The organism is Edaphobacter sp. 12200R-103, from assembly GCF_010093025.1.
Classification (GTDB): domain Bacteria; phylum Acidobacteriota; class Terriglobia; order Terriglobales; family Acidobacteriaceae; genus Edaphobacter.
The window spans coordinates 772,713-789,118 of record NZ_CP048114.1 but is presented as its reverse complement, the minus strand read 5'-3'; the positions used below and the strand labels follow the sequence as shown (position 1 = coordinate 789,118).

The following is a 16,406-nucleotide window of genomic DNA, read 5'->3' as shown; positions in this document are numbered from 1 at the left end:
CTTCCAGGGTTGAAGGGTTAGAAGTTGATCTTGCCGGCGATCTGCAGGACGCGAGGATCGGTCTGCGTGCTGGTGATCGTTCCGAAGTTAGCAGTGCCAAGCTGCGGATTGCCCGACGAGTTCGGGTTGCTCGGATTAGCGTGATTGAAGAGGTTGAACGCTTCTGCACGCAGCTGGAAGGTCAGCCGTTCATAGATCGGGAAGTTCTTGAACATGGAGAAGTTCACGAGCTCCCGGCCAGGACCGTGCTGGTCGTTGCGGTGCAGATTGCCATAGGTGTAGTTGGCTGGCATTGCATAAGCAGTTGCATCGATACAGCTGGCAGAGGTTCCATTGCGAACCACGAAGCCAGCTGAGCAGGTGTTGGTACCGGTCTTCACAAAGTTCGGACGCTCCGTTCCACTGGTACCCGTGTTCGCTACGTCGGAAGCGAGGCCAACGTTGAACGGCATACCAGTCTGGAGAGTCAGGATCATATTCGCCTGCCATCCTCCAGCCACAGCACGAACTGCATAGTTGTGTCCGGAGAGTTCAGGAAGCTGATACAGAACCGTGGCGACGAAGCGGTGACGAATATCCCAGTTCGAGTTGCCGTAGTCTGCATGGGTGTCATAGGGATTCATGAGATAGCCGCCACCGTTCGCGTCGTTGGAGGTATCCAGGTTATGCGACCAGGTGTAGGAGAGATTCATGCTAAGACCGTGATTCATGCGCTGGCGCAGGATGGCGGTCAGGCCGTTGTAGGTGGAGTATCCACCATTCTCGATCTCGCGAATCGCACCGAAGTTCTGGTTGGGGCGACGAGAGTTGACGTTTCCGGGACCAGGTAGCGGCTGGTTAGGCTGGGCCGAGAAGTCCAGATGGACAGACTTGGAACCCAAATATTGCAGCTCGAAGGCGGCATCTTTCCAGAGCTCAACACCGGTATCGACGTTCCACTGGTACATACGCGGAGTCGGCAGCCTGTAATCGTCGGTGAAGACCGAGGTGTAGCACTTCGGAGTTCCAGGAACACAGGAAGCCGGCGGCGTGAGACCACCGCTGGGATTGTCAAAGGTGAGGGTCGAGAACGACGGGTCCGCGTTATAAGTGGTCGTATTGGCCAGCGGATAGTTGCCGCTCGCTAGCGTGAAAGCATTCAGATGGTTCGGGTTGTAATAGATTCCACCGCCACCGCGAACCACAATCTTGTCAGTCGCGCGATAAGCGAAGCCCAAGCGAGGAGCCCACAGGTTGTTGTTTGGACCAGTGAACTGGAAACCAGGAGTGGGGGTGAAGTCGGCACCATTAGTGGCATCCGTGGCGGGAATCAGAGCCGTGAAATCACGGTTCAGGATCCGCGCATTGCCATTGAGGGAGTAAGGAATGGTCGGCTGTTCATATCGGATGCCATAGAGCAGCGTGAGCTTCTGAGTTACCTGCCAATTATCCTGAACAAAGTAACCGTTACGCCAGCTGCCCACCGATCCCTTCACCTGGAAGGTTGGAGTCTGAACAGCTGAGGCAACACCTACGGCCATATCGGCAAGAGCGTTCCCGCCTCCGGTATAAGCACCGGTAAAGGTGAACTTACCGCGGGGATCGTTCTGAGCGGCACGGCCAATGGTCATGCGACGGATGTCGGCGCCTGCCATAATGCTGTGCTTACCCTTCGTCCAGGTGATCTGGTCATAACCGTGGATGGTGCGGTCATCCTGCTTCCAGTTAGTGCCCGAAGATCCAAGGCCGAGATAGCCAGCAGGAGAGATCGTGGGGATACCTGGGTTGTTGTTGTCCACGTCTGCCGTAAATCCGGGGATACCGAGGTTAGAACCGGCGTCTTTCTGGCCGTTCTGTGCAAATCCGTTGTTTACATCGCTGGTGAGCACATTGAAGCCCAGGCGGAAGTCGTTGATGAAGCTGGGAGTGATGATGTGGGTGTAGCCGATGACGCCGTTGCGATCCGTCGTTGGGGAGTAGCTGTTTGAGGTCGGTACGGCATTTCCCTGAACAAAGGTGAGCTTCTGCCAGAGGAAGCGACCGAAAAGACGAACATTCTGTCCGACATTATGGTCGACGCGATCGAGAGTCTGGTTCTGAACAAGCTCCAGGGGAACATAACCGTTGAAGTTGTTGGACACACCCGCCTGGGTCGGATCGGGATAGTACTGAAGCAGTTTGGCTGCGACGGGCGAGAGAGGAATCCGGTTGTTGGGGTAGGGGGTACCGGTAAAAGGATTATGGAGCTGCGGGAGCTCGGAGAAGTCTCCAGACTTCATCTTAAGCGTGGGTACCGAGCCGATGCTGAGCTGCTGTTGATACTGACGCAGACCTTCATACGACCCCATAAAGAAGGTCTTATCGCGGCCATTGTAGAGGTGCGGGATAACCACAGGTCCGCCAATGACACCGCCAAACTGATTGAAGCGCATCTTCGCCACTTTGGCGGTGCGCGATGCAAGCCAGGGCTTGGCGTTCAGATAATCATTCTGGATGTAGTCGTACGCGGTTCCATGCAGCGTGTTGGTGCCCGACTTGGTATCCGAATTGATGTGAATACCCATGTAGGCGCCGTACTGAGCGGTGTAGTTACCGCTCTGAATCTGCACAGCCGAGATTGCGTCCGGATTCGGAGTGACGGGCGAGGACGAGATGAGCGAGTTCATGATCGTGATGCCGTCAAGCGTCAACGAGTTCGTGACCTCACGCGTACCGGCTCCGATGTAGTTGGCTCCGGGAGGAACGCCCGTGAAGGACGTCTTCGGGCCCTGGATTACGTTCGACGCAGTCGTAGCGAGATCCATTACACGACGGGTATTGATCGGAAGATTGGTCACCTGGTGGGTGTCAATCGTATCTCCGATGAGGGCGTCGTCAGTGGAGAGGGCCGGGGTGGCAGCCGAAACCGTGATCTCGGTGTCCTCAGAGCCCACGCTCATGTTGAAGTCGGTACGGGCGGCCATGTTGAGCTGGACGGTTACGCCGGAGCTGGTGGTCTTCTGGAACCCGCTCTTTTCAACGGAGATGTTGTACGTGCCGGGAGCTACAAACGGAATGGAGTAGTAGCCTTCTCCATTGGTGTCTCCGGAATAGGAGACCTTTGTATCTCGATTGACACCGGTGACGTGAGCGCCGGCGATAACTCCACCTGTCGCATCGGTCACTGTTCCGACCAGCGAGGTATTATTTGCGACCTGGGCCATAAGGGCCAACGGAGTGGCCAAGAGAGCCAGACAACAGAGTAATGCTCTTTTCACAAAAGACTCCTATTATACGAACGTGATTGCCTGCTCCGGTTGAGAACGAGCAGACAACACAAAGTTAAGTTTTGCGGGTTGTACAGGTTCCGAATATTTAGGGTATGACCATTGGACCCCCATTACGGCGTCCTGTCATGAGGCAGTTGACGTGCGACCTATTAAGGCTAATGCCCTAGAAAAATCATGCCTCTAAACCCTGCTTTCATTGCGTTTTGCAAAACCGAGGATAATCGCAGATTGACCTGCGGTCTGGCAAGCAATATTTTAAACGAGAATTAATCCAGGTGGACCAAGCCTCTTTGCAGAGCATAGATGGTCGCCTGGGTACGGTCTCTTGCGCCCATCTTGTCGAGCACAGAGCTTACGTGGATACGGACGGTCTTTTCGGCGATTCGAAGCTCTTCCGCGATCTCCCGGTTGCTTCTTCCTTGCGTGATGCAGGCAAGGACCTCCGATTCGCGCGGGGTCAGCTCGACCGACGGCATACGTTCGGCGAGCCTGTCGAGGGCGACATGCGGGAGATAGCGCAGACCGCGATCTACATTTTGAATGGCATTCAGCAGCTCTTCCCCGCTCGCGTCCTTGGTCAGATATGCCATGGCTCCGCTGCGAACCGCACGATAGATATCCTCGCTGCCACGATAGTTTGAGAGCACCACGATACGCGCTGATGGAAATTCCTTGCGCAGCTCGACAATGACCTCAAAACCACTGAGGCGCGGCAGGCGCAGGTCGAGCACCACAACATCGGGTCTGTGCTGGCGGTACATGGCAATCCCGGCTTCTCCGTCGCAGGCCTCACCGATGATGCGAATCTGGGAGTGGCCTGAGAGGACGGAGTGAAGGGCCATGCGAGCGAGGAAGTGATCCTCGATGAGTAGAACGCGTATCTGTTTCATATCCCGATCCAACGTATGACGTGATGTTCCTGATTTGTAGGAAGCTGCATTGCATTGAACGGAACCCAGACGCATACCTCGGTTCCGCCTCCGATATTTGACTGCAGGCGGAAGATTCCGCCCAGTTTGCGTGTTCGCTCTTCCATCACAGGAATGCCAAAGTGTCCATGACGGGATGGGGAGCGCTCGGAGGACTGAAACCCTCGACCATCGTCGCGAATCGAAAGATTGAGCGCATCGGAATCGTACTTGAGCCGTACCGTAATATTGCTTGGTCTGGCATGACGAATGGCGTTGGTAATCGCCTCCTGCCCGATGCAGACAAGATGATGGACGCAGCCAGGCGGCAGCGGAGGTTCATCACCTTCAACGTCCAGTTCCGTGGAGATCTGCTCCCGCAGATGATTGGCAGACAGGGTGCGAGCGAGCGCCTGCGAAAGCAGATTGGTCATCTCATCACTGTCGCGAAGGTCCCAGATGATTCGCCGTGCTTCGGCCTGGCAGTGCGACACCATGCTCCGCGCAAGGTCGCAGGATTTAGCAGCCGGTGTCGTCGCAAGATCGGAATCGTGGAACAGCTTCGCCGTAGCCTCAAGCTGCCATGAGATTGCTGCGAAACCAGCCATCAGAGTGTCATGGCATTCGCGCGCGATGCGGTTCCGTTCTTCGAGGACGATGCCGATGTGTCCCTTGATCATCTGGACCCGGCGGCGATAAAGATAGGCGGGCAGAACGATTGCCACGACCAGAAGCGCCAGATAGAAATACCACGTCTCGTAGATCTCCGGCTTCTCTCCTACTGCCAGGGTTACGGCGTGCGAGACCCACTGGTTCGTCCTGGGATCCCGCTCCTGAACCTCAAAGCGGTAGTTGCCAGGATTGAGCTCGCTATAGTGCGCGGCGCGGGCGTTCGTATTCTGCCAGTCGGCATCATATCCCACCAGCCGATAGCGCACCTCTGACTTGTTCGAGCTGCCAGGGGTAGCTTTGTCGAAGAGGATTACGATATCGTGCTTGCCTCCTTGAAGCTCGACCGGAGGCGCTCCGCTGGAGACCCAGTTGGAGATGTCGTGAATGGAAGTGGAGGGAGATTTTTCAGCTAGGTAAGTCGTGGAGGATGCCGACTGTGCGGGAGCATCTCCCTGTGCCAGCGCCGAAGGATAAGCGGGCAACACGAAAGACAAGGCAATACAGCCCTGAGCGATGCGACAACAAAGGGGTCGTGCAGCGCGGCGTCTCGCGAATAACACCGCGAATGCCATTCCGGTTTGAAGGCGTTGGAACACTATGTTATTACCGCATCACAGCTCAATGATAACTGCAAGAAAAGATCTCATACAGCCGGAACCTCATCATCGAGCGGGTGTTCGGGATGCACGGTCATCCAGCAGATCGCTCCGATCATCGCCAGGATAGCGGAGACCGAAAAAGATGTGTTCCATCCATATCGCTGCGCAATCCAAGGAGTAAGAGAGGCCGTAACCGCACCACCGATCTGCCCTCCCATATTCACCATGCTGGAGAAGACTCCGGAGCTGCGACCGGCGATATCGACCGAGACCGACCAGAAAGAGCTTTGCGAGAGATAAAGGGCTCCAGCGCCACAGGCCAGGATCACGCCGGCCAACCGGGGGCTGTGGACTTGGGAACCGAGAACCAGAAAGATCGCCGTAAAGATCAGAGCGACCGCAGCCAGACCACACCTGCCCAGCCGAAGGCCGTATTTTCCGGTCAGACGGTCGCTCAGCACTCCACCCGCTAGACAACACACTGTCATGGAGAGGAAAGGAAGCATAGCGTACTGCGCACTCGACTTCAGATCGAAGCCGCGAACCTGAGCCATATATAGGAAGAACCAGCTGAAATAGATCCAGGCGACATAGCCGAAGCTGAAGTAGCCGACCATCAGGGCGGGCAGATCGCGGCGGTGAAAGATAGCCCGCCAGGAGATCTTTGTTTCGCCTGAATGATTTTCTGCCGCGGGTGAATTCATCGTGCCAAAGGACAAGCCGTCGCGGATCTCTTTCAGCTCCCGTGGATCCAATCCTGGTTGCTCTTCCGGGGTGTCACGCGCCAGAAGCCACCAGACGGCTCCGACGGCAAACCCGATCAAGGCACTGAACCAGAAGGCAGCACGCCAGCCATGATGTGTGATCAGCCAGGTGAGCATGGGAGGGGTCAGTCCGCTTCCTGCCCCGACACCGGCAAAGATCAACCCATTGATAAACCCGCGTTCATTCATCGGGACCCAGCGCGCCACAAACTGATTCGCAGCCGGATAGATGACCGATTCCCCTGCGCCTAGGATGAAACGAATTCCGATCAAAAGAACGACCACGAACGGGATTCCACTGGGCAGAAGTGCCGTGAGGGCGGTGGCCACTCCCCAGGACATGACACCGAATGTCAGGACCCGGCGCGGGCCAAACCGCGCTGCCAGCCAACCGGCAGGAAGCTGGAACCCCGCATAGCCAATTAGAAATGCGCTGAAGACCCAGCCGAGGCGCTGGTTTCCCAGGCCGTATTCGTTGCTGATCTGAAGGCCGGCAATCGAGATGTTCGTTCGATCAAGAAAGGCCACGCCGCTCAATACGAACAGCCAGAAGGCCAAAAAATATCGAACTCGCATCCAACGCCCCAAAGCACCCTCACTCCCCACGGCAGTCCGGTTTCCCCTCTCGCAAAAACGACGATCCTCGACGAAGGTCTTCATAAAAGACTCCCTCCGATGCGAATAAGGTCAAACCTGTATGTCTGACTGGAGCTTGCCAATACTATACAAAATCCCATAGAGAACCCGCCCTATTAATCTGGGCGGGCTCATGGAATCGATCGATAAGCGAGCATTTCTAAGCAAATACCAGGCACATCGGCTTGCCTAGAGGAAAAGATTTTGCCGTCTTTGCAAGGCGGCCCGTTCTGAGGTCACGGGCAAAGACGGCGATATTGTCTGAATCCTGATTGGCGATCAATAGCCAGGCGCCCGTTGGGTCAAGCGCCAGGTGACGGGGTCTCTGTCCTCCACAGGAGGTCTTTTCCAGGAATGTTAACTTACCGTCTTCCGGCGAAACCGTGAATGTGGCCATAAAGTCATCCAGCCGACTGGTGACATATGCAAATCGGGTCGCGGAATCGAAGACAATGTCGCCGGGGGCACATTTGCCCTGATAGCCGTCCGGAACCAGAGATACATCCTGGATGGTCGTGAGCATGCCCTTCTGTTTGTCCCACTCCAGCACATTGACCGTCGGTTTCAGCTCATTGACGCAATAGACCCACCGGCCATTCGGATGAAAACGTAGCGCGCGAGGACCGTACCCAGCCTTCGCCCGCCAGAGAGGCGGATCATGCGGTGCAAGCTTCGCTGTCTTCGCGTCGAGTCTATATATATGGATAACGTCGAGTCCGAGATCGTTGACGAGCAGGAAGCGGTTGTCGGGTGAGACCGTGACGCGGTGCGCATGCGACCTGCGCTTCGGATTCTCCGGATCCGCGGTGTATTGGAAGAACGACACCGGCTCGCTGAGCCTTCCATCCTCGTCCGCGAGAAAAGAGACCACACTGCCACCACCATAATTTGCAGCGAAAACACATCGGCCAGTGTGATCTGTCGTGATATGAGTAGGGCCGCCACCCATTGAGGGAGACTGGTTGATGGCTGACAGCGTCTTCTGCTTTTTGTTGAACGCAAAGCCGGAGACAACCCCTGTCTGCTTGCCCTCAAACTGACGAATCTCATTGACGCTGTAGAGATGAGATTCATTAGGCGTCAACGCGAGGAATGTCGGATTGTCTGACCGTGCCGCCAGAGCAATCTTTTCAAGCTCACCCGTACCGGAATTAAATCGGTAGGTATAGATACCCTGGCTGGTGCTGGGGGCGGAGGTCATGGTTCCAACCAGAAGGAGATGATCACGCCCCAGGCCCTTCGCCCAGCCGGGCAGAAAGTGGAGACCAAGAGCTGCAGCGGAGGAACTTTGTACAAATTGACGTCGGGATAGGTTCGGCATTTACTCTCTCAATGATATTTTGGATCTAATTGGCCGGAGCCGTGAACTGATACCGAATCGTCCATGTGCCAGTCTGGCCGGGTGGAATATTCAGATGGATGTATCCCTCGGGGCAAATAGTCGTTCGGGCTGACCAGAAATAAAGACGTGAAAGGAGAGAGTCAGACGTCTGTCTGACAGAGACCCCTGTGCTGGTATCTTCCACCGTGAAGTCATAATCTCCAGGCTTATCGGAGTAGCCGGTCAAGTAGCCGGCGACTCCTCTATGCGGCCCCAGCGGCTCGGTAAACTTCAGGTCTTTGCCTTCAATCCTGCCAGCCTCGCCCAACGGATCAACCGGCTTGGGTTCGAATTGGAAGTGCACCACCATGTCAGGCCCCGTAGGTTTGCCATCCAGCATAAAGAAGTCGTGATCGTAGACGCTGGTATCGATCGTCTTCGTCCCAATGTTCTTCAACCGGTGCTCAAGCGTCATGACGGCGTTGTCCTTGTCGAGTTTCAAGACCTTTTCGTAGATATACGAGTAGCCCTGAGGCCCATGGAGAATCTGGCGAAAGACAATGGAACGGGATTTCGTTTTAACCGTCCATTTGCCTGTATCCACGATCGGGTATGGAAATCCGAACTGATAGGGCTTCTCACTGACCTTGCGGAGTACACCTACCCCGGGTTTGACGAAGGTCTCTCCGGGTTTAGCCTCGTCGTAACCCAGCGCGCCGGCGGGCACGACAAAGGTTCCCCGTGGTCCCGTCCGTCCCTCAGGCCCCCCGCTGCTGCGAAATTCCTCGACCGGTCCGGTGATGGAATCGTTCTTCAGCGGATCGTAGCCTGAAAACCATTCGCCGAAAAAATGATGGCCATTGACGGAAGCGCACCCGATTACCCCGGACCAGTCGAATCGCGAGGAGCGATAGTAGCCATTCTTCGCATCCGGAAGAAAGACAAGCACATCCAGCTTCCCGTTGGAGAGCAGATGCTTGGGGTGATCGCCATGTGGCACGTCCGCGCATGGCGAAACCTTCGCTGCCGCAGCATGAGCCTGCGATACCAGAGCCGCCGAGACCAGCAGGCTATACATACTCCATCTCACCGGCCGTGAATGGCGCCGTATCCAAATGCTTGCCTTGCCGGACATCGTGACCTCTCTCATGTTCTTCTGCCATCGCCTTGCTCAAAAAGGTTCCCAAGTCACAGATTCGGAGCAATTTTCTTCCTGCAAGGCGAGCCTATACATCATCCATGATGAATCCCTCCTCTTTCATAGGCCTTATGGCCTAATTTTTCTGAGAGAGAGTGGTCCATCCTATCCACTTGAAATGCGAGACCCTGGAGACTCTATGAGAGGCCAATTTGTGCATAATCCCCCAGCAAAACTCTCTATGAATATAGAAATGTCCCGACAGAGGTAAACGCTGGGAATCCAAAACAAAGAATTGATCCATCCACATTTTTATATTGGAGATTATTTTCCTATTGACACTTTCATTTTGAGAAATCTAGAGTTCTCTGGCGAGCAAAAAGCCCGCCCATCCCCCGGAGGTCACAAATGAAACACCTGAGAAGCGCTCCCAAGAAGCGTGTCTACCCGCATGGCAGAATTCGTTTTCTCACCTACAGCCTTGTGCTGCTGCTCGCACTTTTTGCTCCCTCGATGCTGAAGGGGCAGACGGGCGGCGAAGCAGGCATTCAGGGAACGATAACCGACTCGGAAGGCGCAGCCATTCCAAATGCAACCGTAACAGTCACGAATACTGCCACCGGGATTGCCCTTACCAGGCAGACGACCGGCGAGGGTTTGTACACTGTCTCCCCCATTCTTCCCGGCAGCTACACCGTAAAGGTGCAGGCAGCGGGCTTCAGCGACTATGTACAGAAAAATCTGACCGCGAATGCGTTGGTGATGACACCGCTGAACATCTCGATGAAGATCGGCGCAGCGGATACGACCGTCGAGGTGACGGAGGCTCCGCCGCAACTGATCACCACGAACGCCTCACTTGGGCTAACGATCGAGAACACTACCTATGCCAATCTTCCGCTCGCCCTCAATGGTCAGCAGCGCGATCCAACGTTCGTCGCGCAGCTCTCGCCGGGAGCCACCAGCGGTGCGCGTCTACCCATCATCGGCGGAACCGGCAACTATCTTGGCCAACTTTATCTTGATGGACTTCCGGCGCAGACTGTCAGCCAGCAAGGCGACAATCGCCTTGTTTCGCAGTCCCTCTCCGTCGATGCGGTCGACCAGATCCAGATCGTTACCAGCACGCCGCCTGTCGAGTATGCAGGCGCCGGTGCTTCCAACTTCACGATGAAGTCCGGCTCACTTGCCTATCATGGCTCAGTCAAGGACTTCATCCGCAATACCTCGCTCGATGCCTATCCCTTCAGCGGCAAGATCCGTGACGCTTCTGGCAAGATGCGGCCCAAGCCTGTTGATCACCAGAATGAGTTTTCCGTCACCTTCGGCGGACATGTTCCGGGCACCAAACGCGTCTTCTTCTTCTTCGCCTATGACAAGTACCATAACCGCACGCAAGCCACCCCCCAGAATTTCACCGTTCCTACCGCTCTTATGAAGAGCGGCGACTTCACCGAGTTGAATGGCGCTGGCGGACGTACCGGAACCGGTCCTGACAACCCTGCCTTTCTCTACGATCCCACGTCGACGACCTGCTCTGGGAACGTCTGCACACGCCAGCCCTTCCAGGGACTGAAGAACGGCGTGCCCACCAACAACGTCATTCCTGACAGTTACATCTCGCCTATCGCCAAGGCGCAGCAGCAGTTCCTGCCCGATCCCACCAATCCCGGTTCGCTGGTCAATAACTATACTGCTGGCCTGTCGAAGGGTTTCGACAATCATCTCTACAACTACCGCGTTGACTTTCAATGGACTGAGAGACATCGCATCTCTACGGTAGGCGCGCTCGGTACTGTCAAATATCTCAACAACTATGGCCTGCCTTATCTTCCGCAGCCCTATACCGGGGGCGACCTCGCCACGATTTCACCCAAAATCTTCGACGACAGGATGCTTACACGATCAGCAACACGATGGTGAATCAATTGAAGTTCGGCTACGTCCGCTTCTTCCAGAACATCCAGAACTCCACCCAGAACGAACCCGACTTCCAGATCAGCAAGCTGGGAATCACCAATCTTCCTGCCGGCCAGGCCGGACAGAACTTCCCGGCCGCGACGTTTGCCGCGACGACCAGATTTGGGACGCCTATCCAGACGTGGCAGGCGGCGCAGGGTACGACTCCAGGCAACAGTACTGCAACTCAGGCCACCATTCCCAATAACTACTCTCTGGTGGACAACCTGCAGTGGGTAAAGGGTGCTCATACCCTCAGCTTCGGCATCAGCATCCAATGGCAGCAGATCAACAATGCCAATCCCGCCACCTTTACCGGCCTGCTGAACCTCCCGTATACCGCGAACTCTACCGCGAACTTCGGCAGCAACTCCAACGCATTAAATTCTGCAAACACCGGCTACTCCTACGCGAGCTTCCTACTGGGAGCTGTCTCTAATCCTTCATCGCTCGCCCTGCAGTACGTCAGCGAGGTTGGAGGGCGTTACCGTACGATCGCGCCCTATGTCTCTGACACCTGGAAGGTCAACTCCAAGTTCACCATCGATGCCGGGCTACGCTGGGATTATCTCCCTCCTTATCACGAGGTGAAGAACCGCTGGAGCTTCCTGAATCCCAATGTCATCAATCCTGCCACCGGAACACCTGGAATCCTCCAGTTTGCCGGCAACCAGGGCGACGGAGTAACGAGTTGCAACTGCACAACTCCTGTTCAGACCTACTGGAAGAATTGGGGTCCTCGTGTCGGCATCACCTTCGCTCCTGATGACAAGACTGTCTTCCGCGCCGGTATCGGCCGTGTCTACTCCCAGGGCGGCGGTGTTGGTGGACGCGGCGGCGCCTTCAACGGAACTGGCCAACTTGGCTTCAACAGCAGCGCGATCGCCCCTACAGAAATAACCACAGGCGCAAACGCAGGTCCATCGTTCTATCTGAACAACAGCTCCTACTTCCAGTCCATCGGCCGCGCCAATACGGCGCTTGGCTATACCTATCCTGGAGCTCCTACACCAGGAACGGCAACTCAGATCTTGAATGCAGGACACTATGTAGGTCCCAACGGTAAGGTCGTCAATGCTGCCGGCCTCTCCTATGCTGACCCCTATTTCTCCGGCCGCGCACCCAACTTCATGTTCTATAACGTCGGCATGCAGCGTGCACTTACCAATAACCTTACCCTGGGCATCAACTATGTCGGCAACCAGAGCCATCACCTCATCAACTCCACGAACAGTGGCACGGGAAGCGCTCGCGGCCAGTGGACCAATCAACTCGATCCTGTCTATCTCGCCGGGCTGGGCGGTCAGGTTTCCGCCACCGGGAATCAGCCACTGTTGACGGCTCCTGCAACGCCGGCCAACGTCGCCAAGGCACAGTCTGTCATGCAGGGCGTCAAGATTCCTACATTCTTCCAGGCAGCTGCTTCCGCAGGCGATACGACCGCTACCATCGCTCAAGGTCTCACTGCCTTCCCGCAATACAGCGGGGTGACGGATACCTGGGGCAACGTGGGTAACTTCTCCTATAACTCGCTTCAGGTGACGCTGGAACAGAGACTCTCTCACGGCCTCACCTTCCAGTTCAACTACACATGGTCGCGTAATGTCGGTGACGACGGAAGCTTCCGCAGTGGATTTCCTATTCCAGCGGCCGCTATCTCCGGCGGTACGCAGAGCTACGGCCAGGACCGTATCGATCGCTCCCAGACCACGGTTAACAGCCCGCACGTCCTCAACTGGTTCGGCGTATGGACCCTTCCCTTCGGGAAAAACCACATCGGCGGAGCCAACATGTGGACACGCGTGCTGGCCAGTGGGTGGCAGCTCTCCGGCATCTTCACCTACGCCTCTGGCACCCCAGCTGTCATTACTTATGGCGGCTGCACCACGCCCAGGATGGGGCAATGCATGCCTGACCTGAACCCCAACTTCGCAGGAAGTGCCCGCATCCATGGCAGCTACGGCAACAGTCCCGGCGGCCGTCTTGCATCCAATCTTGGAATATGCGATGTCGGGAAAAAATGCTCCGCCATCACCTACTTCGACACCAATGCCTTCAAGGCTCCAGACAACATCTCGCCCGCAGGCGTCAATCCCATCAACCTGATCGGCAATGCTCCGCGCACTGGCGCACTGGGCCTGATCAATCCCGCGTCATGGAACCTTGATACGTCGGTCAAGCGTTCCTTTGCTTTGCCACGGGAAGGCATGGCATTTGTCGTCGAGGTGGACGCATTCAATACCTTCAACCACGTCATCTTCGCTAACCCTAACGCCGTCTGGGGATCGTCCAATTTTGGCACCATCACTTCGGCAAAGAGCACCTACAATCCGCGCGCATTTGAGCTGGCCGGACATTTCACCTTCTAAAAGGTATCTGGCGAGAGTTCTTCTTCTCTCGCCAGATCTTCCATCTGAGCAAAACGGAAAGGAAACTTTGAATGCAGTTCTCTTCTGCACGAACGATCCTGGTCACCGCATCTATCGTCGCCCTCTCATGTCCTCTCATCCTGGCCCAGGCACGTCCGGACACCCGCCCGCCCGACAAAATGCCGACCCAGGAAGAGTTGAAGAACCCGCCCAAAACGTGGATCGACAAAGACACAGGGCATCGCGTAACCCGGCTTACAGATGAGCCCGGTTCGGCCAGCTTCTACTTCAACGTCAACGGCTACACGCCGGACGGCACGGAGATGGTTTATACCACCCCCGATGGGATTAATGTGCTGAATCTCAGGACCCATGCCACTCGCAATGTTGTGAAAGGCAAGGTCCGCACGATGGAGGTGGGACACAAGACCCCGTCGATCTTCTACATCAAAGCAGAAGACAACACCATCTACAAAACCAACGTCGACACTGGCGAAACCAAAATGCTGGCGAAGGTTCCACCACGTGGCCGAGTCATTACCGTAAACGCTGATGAGACGCTCGCCGCCGGCACCTATGACGAGGTCGATAAACCCAACGAACAGTTCGGACGCAATGGCGGCAAGGTGACCAGCCCCAGTAGTCCCCAGACCAGTCCATTGGAACAGGCAGCCAACAAGGGCGAGATGATGGAGAGGCGGCTGGCCGCCCGCATTCCGCTGGTCCTCTTCACGATAGACCTTACCGGCAGCGCAAAAATTACTCCCTTGCTCCACAGCACTGACTGGGTCAATCATCTGTTGTTTTCACCGACCGATCCGACATTGCTAATGTACTGCCACGAAGGTCCCTGGCAGAAGGTAGACCGCATCTGGACGATTCATACCGACGGAACGCACAATCAGCTGATGCACCAGCGGCATATGCCGGGTGAGATTGCAGGCCATGAGTTCTGGGGAAAAGATGGCGAGACGATCTACTATGACCTGCAGACTCCCAAAGGGGAGGATTTCTGGCTGGCATCCGTAAATGTAAAGACGAACAAACGTATCTGGTATCATCTGCAGCGCAATGAGTGGTCCATTCACTTCAACGTGAACAAGGATGCAACGCTGTTCACCGGAGACGGTGGCGATCCTCGTCAGGTCGCTAAGGCGAAGGATGGCGAGTGGATTTATCTCTTCCATCCGGAGATCCTGAAGACAAACGGCATTACCGACGATAGCTGGCCTACGCCGGGAGTCTTCCATGCCGAGCGTCTGGTGAACATGTCGAAGCACAACTACACGCTGGAACCAAACGTCAGCTTTACTCCTGATGGAAAGATGATCATCTTCCGCTCGAATATGTTTGGCCCGACCTATGTCTTTGGCGTCGACATCAGCAAAGAGCCGTAACACACTCCAGAAACAAAGTGACAGGCGGAGCGCTACAGCGTGCTCCGCCTGTCACTTTTTGTGCAAATCATCTAAGGCTACGGCGGTCCGTTCTTCACATCTCCAGCAGAGCTTCTTTGTCTTCCGTGAGTGTTCGATCAGGTTTGTCTAGCAGCGCACGTCCTCCCGCACCTGCCCATGTCGTTGTCCATCGGCGGGACACGATCAGCATCATAGCCAGGACGCACACAGCCAACACCGAATAGATCAGAAATCCCACCGCGTAAGATCCCGTGTGTTGTTTTGCCTGGCCAAGCAGGTTGGGCAGGATACCTCCACCGAGGGCTCCAATCTCTCCGATCATGCCGCCAGCAACGGCTGTTGTCGTGGGCCAGCGGAGCGGAACCATCTGAAAGGTTGCGCCGTTCCCTGCACCGAGCGCCGCAAAGCAAACCATGAAGAGAAGTGTCGTCATTGCAAGCGGTGGTGATGCAAGGAAACCAAGAAATCCAGCAACAGTAATAAGAAAGACCACGAATAGCGTATTGATTCCACCGAAACGATCTGCAAAGTATCCTCCAGCAACTCGAGTAAGCGACCCCGTAAGTGTTGCGAGCACCGTAAGAGAGCCAGCCTCAATCTTCGATACGTGAAACTGCGAGTAATAAAAGGAGGGAAGGAAGGTCGATAACCCCAGGAAACCGCCAAATGTGATGACATAAATCATGTTGAAAGCCCACCCGTCCTTATCCCAAAGACAGGACAGGTGTTGCCGCAGTGTCTGATGTTCGATGTCCGGTGGCTCTTTGGCAAAGACGATCATGACGATCAGCGGCAGAAGCATGGTGAAGGCTGCGAAACCGTAGACCTTTTGCCAGCCAAAGTGCTGTGCCAGCCGCGGCGCAAGCAGAGCCGCGAGTGCGGTTCCGCTATTGCCCGCTCCTGCTATTCCCATTGCCAAACCTTTGTATTGCTTCGGAAACCATCCCGACCCCAATGAGAGCGCTACTCCGAAGCTCGCACCCGCGATGCCCAGCAGAACTCCCATCGCTAGAACTTCATGAAAGGTATTTACAAAAAGAAAGCCGTACAACAGAGCAACAACGATTGCCGACATCTCAACGATAGCTGCGTTCTTACGGCCGATATATTGCGACAGAACACCAAGCGGAAAGCGCATCAACGCCCCTGCAAGCGTCGGAATGGAGACCATCAGTCCAATCTGCGCAGGAGTCAGGCTAAACTGTTCGGAGATAAATGGCCCCATCGCTCCGTTAAGCACCCAGACCGCGAATGAAAAATCAAAGTAGAAAAATGCGCTGAGCAACGTAGGTGGGTGGCCAGACTTTAAAAATGCCTTGAGATTCGCCATGAGTATGATCTCCGTTAGTTTTGGGGAATGGCTTATTTGAGTTT

General features: G+C 55.5%; 10 protein-coding genes. 3 read left to right on the top strand and 7 right to left on the bottom strand.

Translation table 11 applies throughout. From position 1 onward, the window contains the following. Nucleotides 1-17 precede the first annotated feature (17 nt). From GWR55_RS03250 to GWR55_RS03225, 6 genes are all read right to left on the bottom strand, one after another. Nucleotides 18-3,236 carry a TonB-dependent receptor gene (locus GWR55_RS03250; protein ID WP_162400976.1) on the bottom strand — a complete coding sequence of 1,073 codons (3,219 nt, stop codon included), beginning with the start codon at nucleotides 3,234-3,236 and terminating at the stop codon, nucleotides 18-20. Between the two features lie 278 nt (nucleotides 3,237-3,514). Next, on the bottom strand, nucleotides 3,515-4,138 hold the full coding sequence (locus tag GWR55_RS03245) for a response regulator transcription factor (RefSeq protein WP_162400975.1): 624 nt from the start codon (nucleotides 4,136-4,138) through the stop codon (nucleotides 3,515-3,517). Next, complete coding sequence (locus GWR55_RS03240; RefSeq protein WP_238398612.1) at nucleotides 4,135-5,313, bottom strand: histidine kinase; 1,179 nt, start codon at nucleotides 5,311-5,313, stop codon at nucleotides 4,135-4,137. Before GWR55_RS03240 ends, GWR55_RS03245 begins: the two co-directional genes overlap by 4 nt. Before the next feature lie 158 nt (nucleotides 5,314-5,471). Next, the gene (locus GWR55_RS03235) at nucleotides 5,472-6,767 is read right to left on the bottom strand and encodes an MFS transporter (RefSeq protein ID WP_162400973.1); all 1,296 of its coding nucleotides are present in this window, start codon (nucleotides 6,765-6,767) and stop codon (nucleotides 5,472-5,474) included. Between the two features lie 220 nt (nucleotides 6,768-6,987). After that, a complete protein-coding gene (locus GWR55_RS03230) occupies nucleotides 6,988-8,148 on the bottom strand; it encodes a lactonase family protein (protein ID WP_162400972.1) in 1,161 nt (386 codons plus the stop codon). Between the two features lie 25 nt (nucleotides 8,149-8,173). Continuing rightward, nucleotides 8,174-9,226, bottom strand: a complete 1,053-nt coding sequence (locus tag GWR55_RS03225) for a hypothetical protein (RefSeq protein ID WP_162400971.1) — start codon at nucleotides 9,224-9,226, stop codon at nucleotides 8,174-8,176. Nucleotides 9,227-9,694: 468 nt separating this feature from the next. On the opposite strand from GWR55_RS03225, the gene GWR55_RS03220 reads away from it, so the two are divergent. From GWR55_RS03220 to GWR55_RS03210, 3 genes are all read left to right on the top strand, one after another. Continuing rightward, the gene (locus tag GWR55_RS03220; RefSeq protein WP_162400970.1) at nucleotides 9,695-11,209 is read left to right on the top strand and encodes a carboxypeptidase-like regulatory domain-containing protein; all 1,515 of its coding nucleotides are present in this window, start codon (nucleotides 9,695-9,697) and stop codon (nucleotides 11,207-11,209) included. Beyond that, nucleotides 11,203-13,614, top strand: a complete 2,412-nt coding sequence (locus tag GWR55_RS03215) for a TonB-dependent receptor (protein WP_162400969.1) — start codon at nucleotides 11,203-11,205, stop codon at nucleotides 13,612-13,614. Before GWR55_RS03220 ends, GWR55_RS03215 begins: the two co-directional genes overlap by 7 nt. 71 nt (nucleotides 13,615-13,685) lie before the next feature. Beyond that, the gene (locus tag GWR55_RS03210; protein ID WP_162400968.1) at nucleotides 13,686-15,011 is read left to right on the top strand and encodes an oligogalacturonate lyase family protein; all 1,326 of its coding nucleotides are present in this window, start codon (nucleotides 13,686-13,688) and stop codon (nucleotides 15,009-15,011) included. A 94-nt stretch (nucleotides 15,012-15,105) separates the two neighbouring features. On the opposite strand, the gene GWR55_RS03205 is transcribed toward GWR55_RS03210, so the two are convergent. Continuing rightward, nucleotides 15,106-16,362 carry a nitrate/nitrite transporter gene (locus GWR55_RS03205; protein ID WP_162400967.1) on the bottom strand — a complete coding sequence of 419 codons (1,257 nt, stop codon included), beginning with the start codon at nucleotides 16,360-16,362 and terminating at the stop codon, nucleotides 15,106-15,108. Nucleotides 16,363-16,406 lie beyond the last annotated feature (44 nt).